The organism is Phyllobacterium sp. P5_D12 (genome assembly GCF_054049495.1).
Genome location: NZ_JBFUMG010001062.1, coordinates 1 through 807, shown reverse-complemented (window position 1 = coordinate 807; position 807 = coordinate 1). Strand labels below are relative to the sequence as shown.

The window sequence follows — 807 nt, the reverse complement described above, 5'->3', positions numbered from 1 at the left end:
CGAAGGACCGATCGATTTTGATGACATCAACCGGGAAGCTTATCAGATGGGTAAGAGAAGCGTATCCCGTGCCGAAATCATCAAGTGCAACAAGCAGTCCTTTATCGCGGAGCCGCTTTACCGCTTTTGCCACGAACTGGTCGCTGCCGCCCATAAATACAGACTCGTTAACCTCTAGCACAATGTGCTTGAGCGGAACGTCTTGCTTTGCGAAGCATGCCTCGATCTTCGCCTGGAGATTTCCGTATTGAAAATCCCCGGTCGTCACATTAATGCCAACGTGCTCCACCGGTATTCCAAGGTCCAACCATTCGCGAATGTCGGATGCAACCTGATTCAGCATTTTCTCAGTAACACGTGAGGCTATCTTGGTATCGGAGAACGCAGCAGCAAAATCGCCTGCAGGGGACACGGCGCCTTGTAAATCAGTCATGCGGACCAAAGCTTCCAGGCCCACAATTTCTGATGACGCCAGCTGCGCGATTGGTTGGTAATATGCCGTTATGCGGCCCTCGACCAACGCAGCGTCGACATTGCGGATTGCGCGGATACGGTCGACAATCGACGTGCGAAGCTCAGGACGAAATTGAACGTAGCCTCCCCTATCTGTCTCCTTGGCATGGTAAAGCGCAAAATCCGCATTCTGCCGCAACGTACTTGCTTCAACACCATCGGCTCCGAACAGGGCACCGCCGAGGGTGACGCTGGGAAAAAGTGTGTCCAATCCAACAGTTACGGAACCGCTGGTTCTGTGGAGAACGCCTTGAGCGGCGGCCGCCAGATCGTCTGCAGTTGTGACACCATCAA

At 53.5% G+C, this 807-nt stretch carries 1 protein-coding gene; it reads right to left on the bottom strand.

Annotation, left to right across the window (positions count from 1 at the left end; all coding sequences use genetic code 11):
• On the bottom strand, positions 1–652 hold a 652-nt coding region (locus tag ACXJ5O_RS28710; RefSeq protein WP_457302873.1), incomplete at its 3' end, for an EAL domain-containing protein.
• Positions 653–807 lie beyond the last annotated feature (155 nt).